The 18,118-nt window shown below is 67.0% G+C and carries 13 protein-coding genes; 6 read left to right on the top strand and 7 right to left on the bottom strand.

Going from position 1 to position 18,118, the window contains the following annotated elements; all coding sequences use genetic code 11:
• Positions 1-24: 24 nt before the first annotated feature.
• Positions 25-774 carry a GIN domain-containing protein gene (locus IP91_RS11635; RefSeq protein WP_145649122.1) on the bottom strand — a complete coding sequence of 250 codons (750 nt, stop codon included), beginning with the start codon at positions 772-774 and terminating at the stop codon, positions 25-27.
• A gap of 411 nt (positions 775-1,185) precedes the next feature.
• Here IP91_RS11635 and IP91_RS11630 point away from each other — a divergent pair, with 411 nt between their 5' ends.
• Together IP91_RS11630 and IP91_RS11625 are read left to right on the top strand one after the other, a co-directional pair.
• On the top strand, positions 1,186-3,879 hold the full coding sequence (locus tag IP91_RS11630; RefSeq protein ID WP_145649121.1) for a TonB-dependent receptor: 2,694 nt from the start codon (positions 1,186-1,188) through the stop codon (positions 3,877-3,879).
• Between the two features lie 200 nt (positions 3,880-4,079).
• Positions 4,080-4,688 carry a transposase gene (locus IP91_RS11625; protein ID WP_145649120.1) on the top strand — a complete coding sequence of 203 codons (609 nt, stop codon included), beginning with the start codon at positions 4,080-4,082 and terminating at the stop codon, positions 4,686-4,688.
• 77 nt (positions 4,689-4,765) lie between these two features.
• Here the strand turns inward: IP91_RS11625 and axe2C are convergent, their stop codons facing one another.
• Genes axe2C through IP91_RS11595 form a run of 6 tightly spaced genes read right to left on the bottom strand, consistent with a single transcriptional unit; the run spans position 4,766 to position 12,697 of the window.
• Positions 4,766-5,857, bottom strand: a complete 1,092-nt coding sequence (axe2C, locus tag IP91_RS11620) for a bifunctional acetylxylan esterase/glucomannan deacetylase AxeC2 (protein ID WP_229474272.1) — start codon at positions 5,855-5,857, stop codon at positions 4,766-4,768.
• Positions 5,854-6,582 carry a GDSL-type esterase/lipase family protein gene (locus IP91_RS11615; RefSeq protein WP_145649119.1) on the bottom strand — a complete coding sequence of 243 codons (729 nt, stop codon included), beginning with the start codon at positions 6,580-6,582 and terminating at the stop codon, positions 5,854-5,856. Before IP91_RS11615 ends, axe2C begins: the two co-directional genes overlap by 4 nt.
• 13 nt (positions 6,583-6,595) lie before the next feature.
• Positions 6,596-7,771 (bottom strand): glycoside hydrolase family 27 protein, encoded by a 1,176-nt coding sequence (locus IP91_RS11610; protein WP_229474270.1) that lies wholly within the window; start codon positions 7,769-7,771, stop codon positions 6,596-6,598.
• Between the two features lie 20 nt (positions 7,772-7,791).
• A complete protein-coding gene (locus IP91_RS11605; RefSeq protein WP_145649117.1) occupies positions 7,792-9,126 on the bottom strand; it encodes a glycoside hydrolase 5 family protein in 1,335 nt (444 codons plus the stop codon).
• A 1-nt stretch (position 9,127) separates the two neighbouring features.
• Complete coding sequence (locus IP91_RS11600; protein ID WP_145649116.1) at positions 9,128-11,359, bottom strand: glycoside hydrolase family 3 C-terminal domain-containing protein; 2,232 nt, start codon at positions 11,357-11,359, stop codon at positions 9,128-9,130.
• Between the two features lie 27 nt (positions 11,360-11,386).
• On the bottom strand, positions 11,387-12,697 hold the full coding sequence (locus IP91_RS11595) for a sugar MFS transporter (RefSeq protein WP_229474330.1): 1,311 nt from the start codon (positions 12,695-12,697) through the stop codon (positions 11,387-11,389).
• A gap of 354 nt (positions 12,698-13,051) precedes the next feature.
• Here IP91_RS11595 and IP91_RS11590 point away from each other — a divergent pair, with 354 nt between their 5' ends.
• The 4 genes from IP91_RS11590 (at position 13,052) to IP91_RS11575 (ending at position 17,842) form a co-directional block, all read left to right on the top strand.
• Positions 13,052-14,056, top strand: coding sequence for a LacI family DNA-binding transcriptional regulator (locus IP91_RS11590; RefSeq protein ID WP_145649114.1), 1,005 nt, complete (start codon positions 13,052-13,054; stop codon positions 14,054-14,056).
• A 163-nt stretch (positions 14,057-14,219) separates the two neighbouring features.
• Positions 14,220-15,431: an AGE family epimerase/isomerase gene (locus IP91_RS11585; RefSeq protein WP_145649113.1), complete on the top strand. Its 1,212-nt coding sequence runs from the start codon at positions 14,220-14,222 to the stop codon at positions 15,429-15,431.
• On the top strand, positions 15,428-16,348 hold the full coding sequence (locus IP91_RS11580) for a carbohydrate kinase family protein (RefSeq protein WP_145649112.1): 921 nt from the start codon (positions 15,428-15,430) through the stop codon (positions 16,346-16,348). Before IP91_RS11585 ends, IP91_RS11580 begins: the two co-directional genes overlap by 4 nt.
• Positions 16,349-16,387: 39 nt before the next feature.
• The gene (locus IP91_RS11575) at positions 16,388-17,842 is read left to right on the top strand and encodes a DUF7133 domain-containing protein (protein ID WP_145649111.1); all 1,455 of its coding nucleotides are present in this window, start codon (positions 16,388-16,390) and stop codon (positions 17,840-17,842) included.
• The last annotated feature ends 276 nt before the right edge of the window (positions 17,843-18,118 follow it).

Here is an 18,118-nt window from a genome sequence, read left to right as displayed (position 1 = left end):
GGTTTGTTCATCTGCTCGTCCGGCTTACTTCCAGCTGACCTTGCCCAGCCCGTCGACGCTGACATCGCGGTGCTGGGGCTTGCCGTACACGGTGACCGAGCCCAGTCCGGAAAGGTTCAGCTTCGCGTTGGTGCGGGCATTGACGGTGGCGTTGCCGAGGCCGGACAGGTCGAGGTCCACCGACTCGGCCTGGAACTGCTGGGCGTTCAGTCCGCCCAGCCCCCCCAGCGACGCCTTCAGCAGCTTGCTGCGGCCGCCCAGCGTGACGTAGCCGGCACCGCCCAGGTCCAGCTCGACGGATTCGTTATCGGACACCCACAGGTGCATGCTGCCGATGCCGCCCAGGTTGGCCTTCAGATGGCGGTAGTCGCACACCACCTTCATGCTGCCCGCGCCTTCCAGCGTGATCTGGATCTGGTCGCCGGAAAAGCCCGTCACTTCCGCCGTGCCGAGGCCCTCCGACACCACTTCGCGCAACTGCGGCAGCACCAGTTCGGCACGCACCGACGCGCGACTGCCCCCGCCGCCGCTGTCGAGTTCCAGCGTATCGCCCGTCTGTACCGCCCTGACCCTGCCCACATGGCGGCCGTCGCCGATGATCCGCAAGGCCGGCACGGCGCCCTGGGTCAGTTTCAGGTCGAGCATGCCATCGAGCTTGACGCGCACGATGCGTGCGTCGACGTCCCGCGTTTCGGTCGTCGTCTGGGCCGCGGCGCCACCGCAGGCGAGCCAGAACATGGTCGCCGCGAGGGCAAGGCTGAATCGGTTGTGCATGGTGCTCCCTTGATCGATGAATGAACTGCACTGGCGCGACACCGGAGGTGCGAGCTGTCGAGACGCGCGCCGGCGCGGATTCGGACAGGCAGCAACGATGACCCGATATTATCGTCCCCGCTCGGCAGGGACCGGTCGTTTGCGACGAAATGCAGATCGACGGGACGGGGCGCCGGAATCACGGACCGGGCCGCAGGCAATCCCGTTTCACGCAACAGCCCCGGGCCGGCATTGGCGGGCGTCTTCCGCCGCGCGGCGCACCTTGCACTGCTGATTGCACTGCTCATTGTCGTGTTTAGTAAATCGGATTAAACAGCAACGGCATTTGGGGAATTGCTTGATCTTGCAATTTTAAAAATCAATACTCGTCTCGCCAATAAGGCCGTTCGGCCAATATACCAAGGAGACGAGATGGATTTCAGAAGAACCCTGATGAGCCTGTCCGTGGCCAGCGCCTGCGGCCTGCCCGCCTGGTCCGCCCACGCCCAGGCAGGCGGCGCGGCGGCCGACCCGGCCAGCACGCCGGCAGCCGAGGCGCCCACGCTGGGCCCCACCAATGGCGGCGAGCAGATCCCCGAAGTACGCGTGACGGCCACGCGCTACTCCACGTCACTGCTGCGCACGCCGCTGGCCGTGTCGGCATTCAGCCAGGACCAGCTGACGCGCAAGGGCGCCACCAGCCTGGCCGACCTGTCCGGCGAAATTCCCAACGTCGTCATCCAGAACAGCGGTCTGGATTCCGCCGTGCAGATCACGATCCGCGGCATCACGTCGACCAATTTCACGGAAACGGGCGACCCGGCCGTGGGCTTCCACGTCGACGGCATGTATTCGCCGCGACCGCAGGGTGCGCAGGCGCTGATGTTCGACGTCGACCAGGTGGAAGTGCTGCGCGGCCCGCAGGGCACGCTGTTCGGCCGCAACTCGACGGGCGGCAGCGTCAATGTCATTCCGGCCAAGCCGGATTTTTCCGGTAACTACGGCAAGGCCGACATCGACCTGGGCAACTACCGCAAGAAGCAGGTGACCGCCGTCCAGAACGTCAAGGTGAACGACCAGCTGGCGCTGCGGGGCACCTTCATGAAGGTCACGCGCGACGGCTACGCCAACCAGATGCGCGACCTGTCCGAGGCGAATGCGCCGCAGCTGGGCTGGATCCCCGATGGCATTCCCGATGTGGACCAGCGCTTCAACAAGGTGATCGGCAAGGACAAGTACTACACGAACCAGGACCAGTGGGCGGCGCGCCTGTCGGCACTGTACAAGGTCAACCGCGACCTCACGCTGAAGGCCGCATACGAACACTTCCAGGACGATGGCGCCGGCGGCGCATCGTTCCGCGACTGCGATGCCTCGGCCGGCACGCGCTACACCTGCGCGCCGGGCACGGGCAAGTGGGACCTGCTGGTCAACGTGCCCGGCGAGGTGGACATGCAGATCCGCACGCTGCGCACCGGCCTGTCGTGGACCATCAATCCGACCACCACGTTCGATTACACCTTCCAGGTGGCGGACCAGAAACGCGCCGAGCGCACCGACGACGAGATGGGCATGCAGCACGCGGCGCCGTTCCAGATCAATGGCGCATATCCGAACTCGGTCGATGGCAACTGGGGCACGTGGCCGCTGACGGATTCGTTCCACCGCACGCTGTCGTCGCGCTACCTGTCGACGGTCCACGAAGCGCAGCTGAAGCAGTCGCTGGGCAAGGTGCAGTACGTGGCCGGCCTGTTCTGGATGCACGAGCGTAACCGCATCGACTACGAGCAGACCAACACCATCCAGAAGCCGTACGGCGACGTGGGCTCGGTGCTGTATCACCAGCCCAACCGCCAGGTCGATGCCAAGGCCGTGTTCGCGCAGGCGGACTGGCAGTTCATGCCCACCTGGACCGGCACCCTCGGCGCGCGCTACAGCAGCGACAGCAAGGAGGACAAGGGCGGCGAGGTGTATGGCGCCAACTGGAAAGGCGATCCCGCCTATTACAACGGCCTATACAGCCAGGGCACGCCGGGCACGCCCGGCTTCCACGTCCACAACGGCACCGACCTGACGGACGCGATGGGTGGCAGCGTGGCCGCCTACCGCCTGTACGGCGCGCCCACGTCGAACGACCACAAGGAAACCTGGAAGAAGGTCACCTGGCGCGTCGGCCTGCAGAAGCAGATCACGACCAACCAGATGGCCTATGCGTCCGTCTCCACCGGCTACAAGGCCGGCGGCTTCGCCGACAAGGCGGACACCTGCAACTACCACCTGTGCGCGGACGGCAAGCCGGGTGTCGTGACGTTCCTGCCTTATGGTCCCGAGACCGTGACGAACTTCGAGCTGGGCTACAAGGGCAAGTTCCTGGACAACACGCTGTCGCTGTCGGCCACGGCGTTCTGGATGAAGTACAAGGACATGCAGCTGACGGGCACCTACTTCGTCAACCAGATCATCCCTGACAACGGCCTGCCCTGCCCGAGCGACCAGCCGAAATGCGACGTGTACGAAAGCTGGCGCACCATCAATGTCGGCAAGGTCGACATCCCGGGCCTGGAACTGGAATGGGACTACCGGCCATGGCGCGGCGCGCGCTTCGGCGGCGGGATCGCGTACATCAACACCGACGTGCACGACTTCCCGGAATTCTCCGACGACTACCAGTGCGATGTGCGCACCGAGCTGGGCCTGCCGCCCTGCCCGCCCGCGTACACCGGTCCGGAGAAGAACCTGCAGGGCCGCCGGCTGTACAACATCGACGGCAACCACCTGCCGAACACCCCGAAGTTCCAGGTCAACCTGAACTTCTCGCAGGAGTTCGCGCTGCCGAGCGGCTTCCGCATCACGCCGTACGTCAAGGTGAACTGGCGCGACAAGGCCTACTTCGACCTGCGCAATTCGGACTTCGCCACGGTCGGCCGCTTACAGAAAGCCTACGCGCTGGCGGACCTCTCGGCCCGCCTCGACGCCCCGAACGACAAGTGGCACGCCGAAGTGTATGTCCGCAACGCCGCGGACAAGCACGCGGCGCTGAACCGCGAATCCGTCTACGGCGGCTTCATGAAGGCCTACTACGTCGAACCGCGCATGTTCGGGGTGCGGGTCGGCGCCGAGTACTGAGGCTGCGCCTTCCAACGCGGGGCTGTGTTCTTTCTACCACGGGGACAGTCCCCTTTTTCTGGAAATATTTCCTGAAATTGGGGACTGTCCCCGATTTTGGGAAACACGTTCCGTGGTGCTTCGGCCACGCATTGTGCTACCGCACGGGGTGCTGTTGCGGTGGATGCCACAGTTGAGCTTCTCTTAGCGAGGAGCCACACATGCCACGCCGCGCCCGCCTGCTGCTGCCAGGCTATCCTCTGCATCTCATCCAGCGCGGCCATAACCGCCAGCCATGCTTCTTCCAGCGCTCCGACTATCTCGTCTACCTGAACTGGGTACGGGACTACGCGGAATTCTATGGCGGAGCGATCCACGCCTACGTGCTGATGACGAATCATGTCCATCTGCTCGCCACCATGGATGACGTCACCATGCTGGCACCGATGATGAAAGCCATCGCGCAGAACTATGCCCAGTACATCAATCGCCGTCTCGGGCGTTCGGGCAGCGTGTGGGAGGACAGGTTCCGCTCGTCGCCGGTGACCAACGAGACCTACCTGCTGACGTGTCACCAATACATCGAGCTCAATCCGGTGCGGGCCGGCATGGTGGCACATCCGGGAAGATATCGGTGGTCGAGCTACGCGGGCAATGCGGGCCTGTTCGTGGACGATCTGCTGACACCGCTCGCATCCTACCTGGGGCTAGGCGCCATGACAGCGCAGCGGTACGGCGCCTACCGGTCGCTGTTTTCGCAAGCGCTCGATCCGGCGCATGTGCAAGTCATCCGCAATGCCGCCGCCGGCAATCGCCAGATCGGCGCTTGATCGCCTTCGACCGCCGCACGAGTGCTTTAGATGAGCAATATTTCCTAAAAACGGGGACTGTCCCCGCTGTTGGTTAGCTACCAGCTCATCAGTTGGCGCAGGGGTGGGACGAAGTCGCTGGCCATCTGCGCGTGCTGGGCGCGGGTGGGGTGGGCGTCGGCGGGGTCGCCGGGGTAGTGGCGGGAGGGGATGTAGTGGACGCGGGCGCTGCCGATGCGGGCCAGGGTGGCGGTGATGCAGCCGGTCAGCGCGGCCTTTTTCTCGCCGTCGAGGATGGCACCCTCGGTCAGCACGATCTGCGCCTGGGGATGGTCGCGCAGCAGCGTGCGCACGAAGGCCACATAGGTGTCGACATACCTAGCGCGGTCGGGAATGCCCTGGCTGAAATCGTTGGTGCCGATCGCGCTGACGATCAGGTCGGGCGCGTAGCGGCGCTGGTCCCACGCGGCCGGCGCGGCGGCATCGGCGATCGCCAGCCCGTAAAAGCGGTCCAGATTGAAGTCGTCCGTACGGCCGTTCCAGCTGCGCACCAGTCCCCGCCCGCCGTGGCACACCAGCTGCACCTGCGCGTCCAGCGCGGCGCCAACCAGCATGCCGTAGGATAGCCGCGGGTTCCACCATACGGGCTGCTTCGGCCCGGGCGGGGTGCGCTCCAGCGCCTCGCCGCAGGTGACGGAGTCGCCCAGGAACAGCAGCCGGCGCGCCGGCAAGGAAGGCGGCGCCAGCACGCGGCCATCGGTGGCGAAACCGTGCAGCGTGACGATGCCATGCCACGTCTCCGACCGATGCAGCACCTGCACCGTGCGCAGCGCCGGCGCGCCATGCACCAGCCGGTAGGACGCCCGCCCGCGCGACAGATGCACCGTGTCCACCAGCTGGCCATCGACGATGACATCGAGGTAGCTCCTGTCGCCGGTGGATGACGCGTCAAGCACCAGCTCACGCCCGTCGAAGCGCACGAATGACGACACGCCGGGATACGCGACGCGCACCGCGCCCTCCGCGGTATCGACCACCCGTCCCATGAGGGCAACGCTGTCGCCACCCGCCAGTACCGCCTCGGCAGCACCGGCGCCGCCGCAAACCAGCGCTGCCACCACGCCCGCACCAACGCACCACCAGCGCGCCGCCAGCCTCCGCAACACCTCGCCATGCGACCACGGCATCATCGCCCCAGCAACCTGTCGATCTCCGGCACCAGCGCATCGCCCCAGGTGGCATAGGCCTTGGGCGTGAGGTGCAGGAAATCAGCCATGGTGGTGCTGGCGATGGCGCCATCCGGTTCGAGGAAGCGCGCGCCGTCATCGCGGAAGATCACGTGCCGGCCATCATCCAGCATGGCGATCGCGCGGTTGACCGCCTGCGTTCTGCTGCGGCGTTCGTCCCCGGCCAGCTGGCCATTCGGCAGGATGGCATTGAGCAGGATCTTCGCCTCCGGATACAGCGCGCGCAGCTGCGCCACTACTGCCTTGACGCCGTCCGCGACCTGCTCCGGCCTTTCGTTGCACAGGCCAAGGTTGTTCACGCCGATCAGCAGCACCACCACCTTCGGCCGCAGCCGCTCCATGCCATCGTGCTGCAGCCGCCACAGCACATTGCCGGTGTGGTCGCCGCCGATGCCGAAATTGGCGGCGCGGTACTTGCCGAAGTGGCTGTCCCATGCCTGCCCATCCCACATCTCGGTGATCGAGTCGCCGAGGAACAGCACGTCGACATCGCCCTGCGCGGCGCGCGCCTTCAGCGCATCGTTCATGGCATGCCAGCGCGCGATCGACATCCACGGATACTCGACGGTGCGCGGCTCGACGTTCAGCGCGCAAGAACGCCCTTCCGCCAGCGCCGTCCACGCGCATCCCAGTGCGGCCAGCGCCGCCACCATCACTGCCTTCTTCACGTTCACCTCCGGGTCACGGTGCTTTCAGCCGCAGCATCATCGCGCTGTGCGGCGCCAGTTTCACGTCCAGCGGTTTCGACGTGTCGCCGCCCCGCCCCTGCCACAAATCGGTCCAGCGCAGCGTCGTTTTCTTCAGGTCCGCCTCGTGCTTCGACAGGTCGTCCGCCAGCGGGTACTTCTGCCAGTCGTGATGGTAATCGACCGTGCGCTCGCCGCGGTTCAGGAACAGCACGCCCCAGTCGCCGCCGGCCAGTGGCTTGATCCACATTTCCAGGTCGCCCTGCGCCATGCGCCGCAGCGCCTGCACGCCCAGCCTGTCCTGGTTGATGCCGATGACATCGCGGTTGGTGAGGATCTTCAGCGTCGCCGGCGTCATGCTGCGCAGGTCGTTCCCCGAGATCAGCGGCGACGCCATCATCGCCCAGATCGAGAAGTGCGCGCGTTCCTCGTCCGGCGTCAGGCCATTGCCCACTTCGAGCATGTCCATGTCGTTCCAGTGGCCGGGACCGGCGTACTTGCGCAGCGCGGCCGTCTTGTCCATGATCTTCAGCACGCCGAACGACGACCACGACCCGTGCGACAGCTCGCAGTCCCAGCAGGCGGTGATATCGCCGGTGGTGCGCCACGAATGCCCCACCTCCTTCGCCCAGTCCCATGGTTTGGTATCGCCCCATTCGCAGATGGAGAACAGGATCGGCCGGCCCGCGGCGCGCAGCGCGTCGCGCATCGTCGTGTAGGCGCCTTCCGATTTCAGGCCCGCCGTCTCGCACCAGTCGTACTTCAGGTAATCGACGCCCCACGCGGCATAGGTGCGTGCATCCTGGTATTCATGGCCGCGGCTGCCGGGCCGGCCGCCGCACGTCCTGGCGCCGGCGTCGGAATACAGCCCCAGCTTCAGGCCGCGCGCATGCACGTAATCGGCCAGCGCCTTGATCCCCGACGGGAAGCGCACCGGGTCGGCCTGGATGTTGCCGTCGGCATCGCGCTGGCCATGCCAGCAATCGTCGATGTTCAGGTAGGTGTAGCCGGCGTCGCGCATGCCGTTCTTCACCATCGCATCGGCCGTGTCGCGGATCAGCTGTTCGCTGATCTCGCAGGCGAACTTGTTCCAGCTGTTCCAGCCCATCTGCGGCGTCGCCGCCAGCCCCTCGTATTTCTGCGCATGGGCCGTGGCAACGACGAGCAGCATGACCATACCGGCCAGCGTCCTCATTTCTGGCCCCGCTTGCGCTCCAGTGCATGCAGGCGGTCGGCGTACTGGCGGATCAGCGCCAGCGTCGACCGGTCCGTATCGAACACGGAATACAGGCCCTGCTCTTCCTGCGGCGGATCGCCCATCAGGTCATTGCCCTCCTTCCACCAGTAATCGGCATTGGCCGCGCGGCCGGTGCCGCCCCAGGCCCAGAAGTTGAAGCCGGCAACCGGATCGCCCCGCTCGGCGCGGCCGACCACCACGTCGAACACCACCTTGTAGAAACGGTCGCGCACGGTCGTGGACGCCTTGACATCGAACGAGGCGCCATCGCGGTCCATGCCGAATTCCTCCAGCACGATCGGCTTGCCCAGTTTCTTCGCATAGTCGATATGCACGTTCAGGTAATGACTGCTCTTCTCGAGGGCGCCGCTCCAGGTGGCATCCACGCGCTTCGAATCGATCCAGCCCCAGTTCTTCGGCCACAGGTGGTAGGTCAGGTAGTCGACATCGCGGCTGGCATGTGCCTGTTCGAACAGGGCCGCATCCTGCGCGGAACCGGCCAGGCCTTCGCTGCCTGTGCTGACCAGATGGTTCCCGTCCAGGCCGCGGATGTAGGCAGCCGTGTCGGCGATCCACTTCACGTAGATCGCCTTTTCCTGCGGCGAGACGCCGGCATTGCCGGGACGTGGCTCGTTGGCGAGCTGCCACGACATGATCACGGGGTCGCCCGCATACGGCTTGCCGGTCACCGTGTTCGTGCGGCCGATGAAGGTGCGGATGACGTTGCGGTACTCGGCCTGCGCCTTGTCGTTGGTGTAGAAGCGCGCCGTCTCGCGCATGTAGGTGTCGTAGTCCTTCGTCACGTTCGGGTCGAGCGCCGGCGTGCCGGCAAACCAGTTCAGGTACTGCGTCATGCCGCCGGACCATTGCCAGAAATTGTTCAGGTAGATCACGGCCGTCATGTCGCGCCGGCCCATCTCGGCCAGCAGGACATCCATGCCGGCCAGCAGGCGCTCGTCGTACTGCCCCGGCGCGCTGGTGGTGGCGGGACGCACCGCGCTCTTCATGTCGGTCTGCTCGGATACGGCCAGCACCCGCAGGTTGTTGATGCCGAGGCCTTTCAGCGTGTCGAGTTCCTTCAGCAGCCGCGGACGGTCGTTGGCGCCCAGGTAGGCGCCGTACCAGAAATTGGCGCCGGCAATGTAATAGGGGTTGCCGTTGCGCGTGAAGTGCGTCTTCTGCACGGCCACGAATGGATTGTCCTTTGCGGCATCCTTCACAGCGGCCGATGCCGCAGGCACCACGCCCATCATCAGCAGCGCGGCTGCCAGTGCGATCGTCTTCTTCATGTCATCCTCCGGTTTTTTTCGTTGTCGGGCGGCCGGCCACGTCGAGCACCTGGGCCGGTAATTGAATCGTCACGGTCTGCGCCGCGCTATCGCCGGCATGCCGGGCCAGCCTCACCTGGTAACGGCCGGCGGCTACCTGCCACGTGCCGGTCTCGCCACGCACCATGCCGAACAGCCGCGGGTCGATGGACACCGTCACGGCGCTGCTTTGCCCCGGCGCCAGTGCCACCTTGTCCCAGCCGGCCAGGCGTTTCTGGCTTTCCCATTTCGCCGATACCGGCGCCACGTACACCTGCGGCACATCCTTGCCCGGCACGCGCCCCGTGTTCGCAACGGTGAAGCGCACCCGCACCTTGCCATCCACCAGGTCCGCCTTCAGGTCGTGGTAGGCGAACTGCGTGTACGACAGGCCGTAACCGAACGGGAACAGCGGCCGGTGCCCCTTCAGGTCGAACCACTTGTAGCCCACCGCGGCGCCCTCGTGGTAATCGACCGCGAAGCGCTCTTCCGGCCGGGCCGGGTCGCCATCGAGCTTCGGCCGCGGCAATTGCGCCTCGGCGGCCGGGAACGTGGCCGGCAGGCGGCCGGACGGATTGACGTCGCCGGACAGCACGCGGGCGATCGCCTCGCCGCCATGGGTGCCGGGATACCACGCCTCGACGACGGCGGGGACGCCGTCCAGCCATGGCATCAGCACCGGCCCGCTGTTCTCCAGCACCACGACCGTCTGCGGATTGGCTGCCGCCACGGCGGCGATCAGCGCATCCTGCCCGTCCGGCAGCGCCAGCGAGGTGGCGTCGAGCGCCTCGCCGACCCATTGGGTGGCGAAGACGAGCACCACGTCCGCCCCTGCCGCGGCAGCCGCCGCCTGCGCCGGATCGCCGCCATCGTGGAACACGACCTGCGCGCCCGGCAGCTGCGCCGCGATCGCCTTCACGGGCGACGACGGATGGAACATGACGGGGCCGGGCCAGGTGGCCGGCAGCAGGCCCGGTACGGCATTGCCGCCGCGCGGATACACCAGCGACGAGCCGCCGCCGGCCAGCACGCCCTTGTCCGCGTGGCCGCCGATGACGACGATCTTCTTCACATCCTTCTTCAACGGCAGCAGGTTGCCCGCATTCTTGAGCAGCACGATCCCTTCCTCGGCATCGGCCTGGCTGATGCGGGCATGCGCGGCGTAATCGATCGCCCCGCCCTCCTTCACCGGATGATCGACCACACCCTTGGCAAACATGGTGCGCAGCACGCGCCGCGCCATGTCGTCCAGGCGCGCCTGCGGCACGAAGCCGTTTTCCACCGCCTCGTCCAGTGCGCCGCCGAAGTAATGGGAGCGGTCGAATTCAAAACCCGACTGCTGGTCGAGCCCCCCATTGGCCGCCGCCACCGTGCTGTGCGTGGCACCCCAGTCGGACATCACGAACCCCTTGAACCCCCAGTCGCCCTTCAGCACGCCATCGAGCAGCCAGGGATGCTCGCAGCCATAAGGCCCGTTCAGCCGGTTGTACGCACACATGAACGATCCGGCGCCGGTCTGTTCGAGCGCCAGCTGGAACGCGAACAGGTCGGACTGGCGCAGCGCCGCCGGGTCGATGCGCGCATCCAGTTCGAAGCGCCCGGTCTCCTGGGCATTGAGGGCATAGTGCTTGAGCGTGGCGATCAGGTGGTTCGACTCGATGCCGCGCACCTGCTCGGCCACCATCGTGCCGGCCAGCAGCGGGTCCTCGCCGCCGTATTCGAAGTTGCGGCCATTGCGCGGTTCGCGCATCAGGTTCACGCCTCCGGCCAGCATCACGTTGAAGCCCGACGCGCGCGCCTCGGCGCCGATCATCCGCCCGCCCTCGTAGGCCAGCTGGCGGTTCCACGTGGCTGCCGTGGCCAGGCCCGATGGCAGCGAGGTCCGTTCGCGCGGCGTCGTCGTGTACTGGGTGGCCACGCCGATGCCGGCATCGGTCAGGAACAGGGCCGGCAGGCCGAGGCGGGGAATGGCCGGCACATAGCCGGCGGAAAACGGCAGCGCTTCCGCCACTTTTTTCGTCTTGTTGCCCGCATGGTCGGCGCCGAAATGGCTCGATAGCAGAACCAGCTTTTCCTTCTGCGTCATCGCCTTCAGCACCAGGGCGGCGCGGCGGTCCGGATCGGCCTGCGGGTCCAGCCACGGTGGCGCGGGATCGGCGGCTGCGGCCAGGCGTGGCAGGGCCGCCAGCGCCAGCAGGATTGCTGCGTGGTTCATGGGTCTCCTCGTGATTTAATTGTTGATTTATTGTTGTGAAGCGATGTCCTGATGGTCGATATCCTGATTGTCGACATACAGCCGTGCATAGCGGATGCCGAAATACAGGATGAACACGTAGCAGGCGGCCGGCACCACGAACGACCATTGCAGGCCGACCGCATCGGCCAGCGCGCCCTGCACGAACGGCACGATGGCGCCGCCGACGATGGCCATGCACAGGATGCCCGAGGCCTGCCCCGTCTGCGCGCCCAGGCGGTACAGGGCCATGCTGAAGATGGTGGGGAACATGATCGAGTTGAACAGGCCCACCGCGATCAGCGCCCACATCGCCACGGCGCCGCTGCCGAAGATCGCCACGAGCAGCAGCACGATGCTGGCCGCCGCATTGCATGCCAGCGCCTTGCCCGGACTGACGCGGCGCATCACCGCAAAGCCGACAAAGCGGCCGATCATTGCGCCGCCCCAGTAATAGCTGACGTAATTGGCGGCCGCGCCATGATCCAGGCCGGCGATCTGCGGTTCGCCGATGAAGTTGATGAGGAAGCTGCCGATCGCCACCTCGCCGCCCACATACAGGAAGATCCCGACCGTGCCAAGTACCAGGTGGCGGTGCGCCAGGATGGCAGTGCGCCCGGCCTGCGGCACTGCTCCAGACTGGCCGATCACGGGCAGCCTGACGAGCGCGAACAGCACGGCCAGCACCAGCAGCGTGGCGGCCAGCGCCAGGTAGGGGCCCTGCACCGCGGCCGCCTCCTGCAGGCGGTAACGGGCCAGTGCATCGCCGGCCAGCCGGGCGGCATCGACGGCGGCGGGCATGCCCTGCAGGATCAGCAGGCCGCCCAGCGCCGGCGCGATGGTCGTGCCCAGGGAGTTGAACGCCTGGGTCAGCGTCAGCCGGCTCGATGCGGTGGCCGGCGGGCCGAGCACCGTCACGAAGGGATTGGCCGCCACCTGCAGCACGGTGATGCCGGCCGCCAGCACGAAGAAGGCGAACAGGAACAGCCCGTAGCCGTGCGTCGCCGCCGGGTAGAACAGCGCGCAGCCCGCGGCGGCCACCACCAGCCCGGCCACGGCGCCGCGCTGGTAGCCGATGCGGCGGATCAGCGCGCCGGCCGGCAGCGACACGATGAAATAGGCGCCGAAGAAGCACAGCTGCACCAGCATCGCCTGCACGTAGTTGAGCGTGTAGACGGACTTCAGATGCGGAATCAGCACGTCGTTGAGCGACGTGAGGAGGCCCCACATGAAGAACAGCACGGTGATGACAACGAGGGGAAAGGTTTGCTGCGGCTGCGCCGGGGCGCTGCCCTGCGGCGCCAGCGCCGCGGGTGCCATCTGTGCCATTGATCGTCTCCGTATCCGGCCGGGCCGGCTGTAGTTATGACAACGATTCTGCAGAAGGCTGCGCGGCCGGTCAAACCCCATCGGCGAAACGGCGGCAGTTTAGCGCTGTTCACTAAACACCGTTCCACCCCGCTGTCTCTGGCGCACCGCAGCATGCCGGGCGCCAGGAACGCGTGTTTAGTAAATCCGACTAAACTGCCGCGCCGACGCCATCCGGCGTTTGACCATGCCCGCACCGCTGTGCAAGACTGTGATCATAAAGAGCGGCCCGGGCGCGGTCCGGCCGGCGGCCGCTCAACCACAACGGAGGCGATCGATGAATTATCTTCCAGCGGGCGGCCGGCCATGAGTGCCGCCCTTGCCGCACAGGGCGGCGTGACGATCCGCGACATCGCCCGGGCTGCCGGCGTCTCGGCGGGCACCATCTCGCGGGCGCTGAAGAACGAACCGGGGCTGACGGAAGTGACGCGCCGCATGGTGCTGAACACGGCCCGCGACCTGGGCTACGATTTCTGCAAGCTGCGGCCGAAGCGCCTGCGCCGCCTGACGTTCCTGCTGCATCGCCAGCACAACACGGCCGCCAGCAGCCCGTTCTATTCGCCGGTACTGCACGGCGCCGAGGAGGCCTGCCGCAAGCAGGGCATCGTGCTGTCGTTCATGGCGGTGGGCCCGGCCGATGGCCTGGTGGACCAGCTGCGGATGCATGCGCCCGATGCGATCGTGTGCGCCGGCTTCTTCGAGCCCGAGCTGCTGTCGGCGCTGCGCGCCACCGGCAAGCCGATGGTGCTCATCGACATGCGGCTGCGCGGCTACAGCTCCGTCAACCCGGACAACATGATGGGCGGCTACCTGGGCACGAAGCACCTGATCGAACGGGGCCGCGAACGCGTGGGCTTCATCTGCGGCTCGCTGTCCCACTACAGCATCCGCGAGCGCGCCCGTGGCTACCGGCAGGCGCTGTTCGAGGCCGGCATCCTGGCCGATCCGCGGCTGGAAGCACCGCTGCCCGATGGCGTGGACCTGGAACAGGGCGCCTGGGAAGCGATGGAAGCCCTCCTGGCGCTGCCGAAACCGCCCGATGCCGTGTTCTGCTACAACGACAGCGCCGCGCTGGTGGCCATGCGCTGCTGCCTGGCGAAGGGCCTGAAGGTGCCGCACGATATCGCCATCGTGGGCTTCGACGATATCTCGACGGCCGTGCTGGGCCACCGGCCGCTGACCACGCTGCGCATCGACAAGAAGGCCCTGGGCGCGCTGGGCGTGGACCTGCTGCTGGGCGGCCGCACCGACGAGGTGGTGGAAAGCATCGCGCCCGTCGAGCTGGTGGTCCGCGCCAGCACGGTGGGTTGACGGCCCCAGAAAGCGTTCACCGATGCCGCACGCAACACCGCCACCGGGCAGCCGGATGGCGGTGCGGGCCCCTTCACGCCTGCCGCGGCGGCTGCACTACCCAAGCAAGTTGACACCCCGAGTATTTGATACCCCACGCCCGACACCTGACAACGGACCATCGATGCTACCCGATTTTCATTCCCGCGCAACGCTGCTGCGGCATATCCGCGCCACCCGCCATTTCTACGATCCCCGCTCGCTCGACCCGAGCGGCGGCTTCTATCATTTCTACAAGGACGACGGCACGGTCTACGACGCGCACACGCGCCACCTGGTGAGCAGCACCCGCTTCGTGTTCAATCATGCGATGGCGTATCGCCACTTCGGGGAAGCGGCCGACCTGCAGCGCGTGCGCCACGGTCTGGCCTTCCTGCGCGACGTCCACCGCGATCCGGCCACCGGCGGCTATGCGTGGCAGCTGGACTGGCAAGGCGGGGTAAAAAGCGTCAGCGATGCGACCAACCACTGCTACGGCCTGGCGTTCGTGCTGCTGGCCTATGCGCATGCGCTGCAGGCCGGCGTGGCGGAGGCCCGTGGCTGGCTGGAAGAGACCTATGCACTGATGGAGCAGCACTTCTGGGAACCGCAGCATGGCCTGTATGCGGACGAAGCGACGGCCGCCTGGCAGGTGGCGCCCTACCGCGGCCAGAACGCCAATATGCACGGCTGCGAGGCGCTGCTGGCCGCGTTCGACGCGACCGGCGACGTACGCTACCTGCATCGCGCCGAAACGCTGGCGCACAACATCACCGTGCGGCAGGCCGGGCTGGCGGGCGGCCTGGTGTGGGAACACTACCGCGAGGACTGGTCCGTCGACGGCGACTACAACCGCCACGACAGCAGCAACATCTTCCGCCCGTGGGGCTTCCAGCCCGGCCACCTGACCGAATGGGCCAAGCTGCTGCTGATCCTGGAACGGCATGCCGGCCAGCTGGCCGGGCCATCCGACTGGCTGCTGCCACGTGCCGTGCACTTTTTCGACACGGCGCTGGCAAAAGCGTGGGATGCGCAGCATGGCGGCATCCACTACGGCTTCGCGCCGGACGGGTCGATCTGCGATGGCTTCAAGTATTTCTGGGTGCAGGCGGAAAGCCTGGCCGCCGCGGCGCTGCTGGGAGCACGCACCGGCGAGGCGCGCTACTGGGACTGGTACGACCGCATCTGGACGTACAGCTGGCAGCATTTCGTCGACCACACGCATGGTGCCTGGTACCGCATCCTGGCCCCGGACAACGCCAAGCTGACCGACGAGAAAAGCCCGGCCGGCAAGACCGACTACCACACGATGGGCGCCTGCTACGAAGTGCTGACGGTGCTGGAGGACGGCCGGTGAGCGGCCCGGTCTTCATCGCCGCCGGCGAAGCGCTGACGGACCTGATTGTGGCGGACACCACGCATACGCAGTGGACCGCGCGCACCGGCGGCTCGACGTGGAACGTGGCGCGGGCGATGGCCGCGCTGGACGTGCCCAGCGCCTTCGCCGGCGCCATCAGCCGCGACGTGTTCGGCGACGCGCTGTGGCAAGCAACGCAGGCGGCGCGGCTGGACGGGCGGTTCCTGCAGCGCCTCGACAAGGCGCCCCTGCTGGCCATCGTGCACCGGCTGGCGCCGCCCGCTTACTTCTTCGTTGGCGACGACAGCGCCGACCTGCACTTCGACCCGGGCGCGCTGCCCGGAGACTGGCGCACGCACTGCCGCTGGATGCACTTCGGCGGCATCAGCCTGGCACGCCAGCCGCTTGCCGCCCGCCTGCTCGATTTGGCCGCCGACGCGAAACGGGCCGGCATCCGCATCAGCTATGACCCGAACTGGCGCCTGCTGATGGACGAGCGCTACGACGCCACGCTGCGCGCGATGACGGCGCTGGCCGATGTCGTGAAAGTCTCCGACGAGGACCTGGCGGGGCTGTTCCGCACCGACGACATCGACGGCGCGTTTGCCACGCTGCGCAGCTTCAACCCGGCCGCGCAATACCTGTACACGCAGGGCGACCGGGGCGCGTCGCTGCACAGCGGCGCAGACGCGTGGCATGCACCCGCCTTGCGCGTGACCGTGGCGGATACGGTGGGCGCGGGCGACGCCAGCATCGCCGGTTTCGTGCACAGCCAGCTGGCGGCACCGGCGCGCTCGCCACGGGAGCACCTGCAGTATGCCGCCGCTGCCGGTGCCGCTGCCTGCATCGGTGCCGGTGCCACCCCGCCCTCGCGCGCCACGATCGAGCGGCTTCTGCTGGAGGCGGGGCGCGCTTGAGCTTATGATGGCGGCACTACAACCCGACCGGAGTATTCGATGAAGTTTGCCCTTCCCCTCGCCCTGCTCGTACGTGTCACTGCGGGTGTCACGGCGGCCGCCACCGTGCACGCGGCACCCGCCGCAATCACCCCGAGCGATGCCGCGAAGCTGTACCAGAACAACTGCGCGTCCTGCCACGGCGTGAAGCTGGAAGGTGCGACGGCGCCGAGCCTGGCGGACAAGCAGTGGGTGCATGGCGCCCCGACGCCCGCCAACCTGTCGAGGATCATCGCGAAGGGCATTCCGGACAAGGGCATGCCGGGCTGGGAAGGCACGCTGGACAGGACGCAGATCGCGGCGCTGGCCGCCTACGTCGCGCCGGGTGGGCAGAAGGCCGCAGTGACAGGCGCAGTGACAGGAGCAGCGGCAGGCGCAGGGGCGGCCACCACCAGTGCGCCCGCCGCCAGGGTGGACGAGGCGCTGGCCCGCCTGACGCTGCCCAAGGGCTTCTCGATCGCCGTGTATGCCGAAGGGCTGACGAACGCACGCTCGATGGCCGTGTCGGACAGCGGCATCGTCTACGTGGGCTCGCGCAAGGCCGGCAAGGTGTACGCCGTGGTGGACGAGAACCGCGATGGCAAGGCCGACAAGGTGGTCACCGTGGCCGAGGGCCTGGACGCGCCGATCGGCGTGGCCCTGCTCGATGGCGCGCTGTACGTGTCCGAGATCGGCCGCCTGATCCGCATCGACAATATCGACCGGACCTACGCGAGCAAGCCGGCATATCAGGTCATCAAGACCGGCCTGCCGAACGACAAATGGCATGGCGAGAAGATCGTCAAGGTGGGGCCGGACGGCAAGCTGTACATCCCGGTGGGCTCGCCCTGCAATGTGTGCGACAAGGACGACGAGGTGTACTCGAAGATCTGGCGCATGAATCCGGACGGCAGCGGCCGCGAGATGGTGGCCAACGGCATCCGCAACACGGTGGGCTTCGCCTGGCACCCGCAGACGAAGGAGCTGTGGTTCACCGACAATGGCCGCGACGAGCTGGGCGACAACACCCCGTCGTGCGAACTGAACGTGGCGCCGAAGATCGGCATGCATTTCGGCTTCCCGTACTGCCACGGCGGCGTGGTGCCCGATCCCGTGTTCGGCAAGGCGCGCGCCTGTACCGAGTTCACGCCGCCGGTGGCGAAGCTCGGTCCGCACACGGCGCCGCTGGGCCTGGCCTTCTACACCGGCACGCAATTCCCGGCCCAGTACCGCAACCAGGTCTTCGTGGCCGAGCACGGTTCCTGGAACCGCACGCAGAAGATCGGCTACCGGGTCAGCCTCGTCACGCTGCAGGGCAACCAGGAAGTCACGACCACCACCTTCATCGGCGGCTTCCTGCAGGGCGACGACGTGAGCGGCCGGCCGGTCGATATCGCCGTCATGGCGGACGGCGCGATGCTGGTGACGGACGACGTGGCCGGGCGCATCTACCGGGTGACCTACACGGGAAAATGACGCCGCCGAAGGGCGAATGCCACGCCGGGCGAAACCGGCAAATACGCAACAGGGAGGCCACTTTTAGTTGCCTCACATAAACAGTCATGCTACTGTTGCGTCCTTCGCTCACGGAGTGCGCGCGGCCCCAACCGCTGCCCGCGCCAGCCGGCTCTCACGGCCTCCCCCGAGCACTACCGCGCCGTAGCCCTGCGCATTCGCCCGCCATGCCGGATCTCCCATGGCGCTCCTGTTTACGTTCAGGGCCTGCGTATTGCCGGCCCTGTCATCACGACG

Origin of the sequence: Pseudoduganella lurida (genome assembly GCF_007830455.1) — a bacterium.
In the GTDB taxonomy this organism is placed as follows: Bacteria; Pseudomonadota; Gammaproteobacteria; order Burkholderiales; family Burkholderiaceae_D; genus Rugamonas; species Rugamonas lurida.
Note: the sequence above shows the minus strand (reverse complement) of the source record. Positions and strands in the feature narration are given on the sequence as shown.